This window comes from Amycolatopsis kentuckyensis (genome assembly GCF_002155975.1).
In the GTDB taxonomy this organism is placed as follows: domain Bacteria; phylum Actinomycetota; class Actinomycetes; order Mycobacteriales; family Pseudonocardiaceae; genus Amycolatopsis; species Amycolatopsis kentuckyensis.
Window position 1 is genome coordinate 1 of sequence record NZ_MUMI01000879.1, and the last position, 924, is coordinate 924.

A 924-nucleotide genomic window follows, 5' to 3' on the forward strand; every position below is an offset into this window, starting at 1 on the left:
TCGTAGCGGGTGCCCTCGGCCGCCCTTCACCGGGTCACCTCTGGTGCTGTTCCTGCACTTCAGCGGCGGCGGCCTTGGCTTCTTCGCTGGTGGGGCCGGGCTGCGGGACGAAGGCGACGCGCCGGTAGTAGTCGAGTTCGCCGATGGATTCGCGGATGTCGGCGAGGGCTCGGTGGGCGAGGCCCTTCTCCGGCTTGGCGTAGTAGATGCGCGGGTACCAGCGGCGGACGAGTTCCTTGACGGAGGAGACGTCGACCATGCGGTAGTGCAGGTGGGTGTCGAGGGCGGGCATGTCGCGGGCGATGAAGCCGCGGTCGGTGGCGATGGAGTTGCCGGCGAGGGGGGCGGTGCCCGGCTCGGGGACGTGCTCGCGGATGTAGTCGAGGACGCGGCGTTCGGCTTCTTCGAGGGTCACCGTGGAGCGGCGGACTTCTTCGGTGAGGCCGGAGTGGGCGTGCATCTCGCGGACGACTTCGGGCATCCCGGCGAGTTTTTCCTCGTCGGCGTGGATGACGATGTCGACTCCGTCGCCGAGCACGTTCAGTTCCGCGTCGGTGACGAGGGCGGCGATTTCGATCAACGCTTCCTTGCCGAGGTCGAGCCCCGTCATTTCGCAGTCGATCCAGACTAGGCGGTCGGTCACCTGGTGACCCTAACCCGACACGGGGATGTGAAGGGCGTTACCTGCGCGTACGGCGCGTTACGCTCGCCGAGCCGGGTTCGGTGTGGTGCAGGACACAGATCGGGGAGCGGGCAGTGACCGAGCAGGAGTCGCCGGCGAGGGAGATCGCCGCTGGTTATGCGAGTGAAGGTGCCGCGCTGGAGCTGGGCGCGGTGGTGGTCGACGGGCAGGTGGACGCGGCGGCGGCCGTGCGCCTGCCGTTGGCGACGCTGAACCGGCACGGGCTGGTCGCCGGGGCGACC

1 protein-coding gene and 1 pseudogene are annotated in these 924 nt (G+C 69.0%); one reads left to right on the plus strand and one right to left on the minus strand.

The window, feature by feature from the left end:
* Positions 1-34 precede the first annotated feature (34 nt).
* Positions 35-643 (minus strand): oligoribonuclease, encoded by a 609-nt coding sequence (gene orn / locus CCN39_RS48860; RefSeq protein ID WP_086854035.1) that lies wholly within the window; start codon positions 641-643, stop codon positions 35-37.
* A gap of 113 nt (positions 644-756) precedes the next feature.
* Between orn and CCN39_RS52480 the strand changes: the two are divergent.
* Positions 757-924: pseudogene (locus CCN39_RS52480) on the plus strand (DUF853 domain-containing protein); the annotation flags it as partial.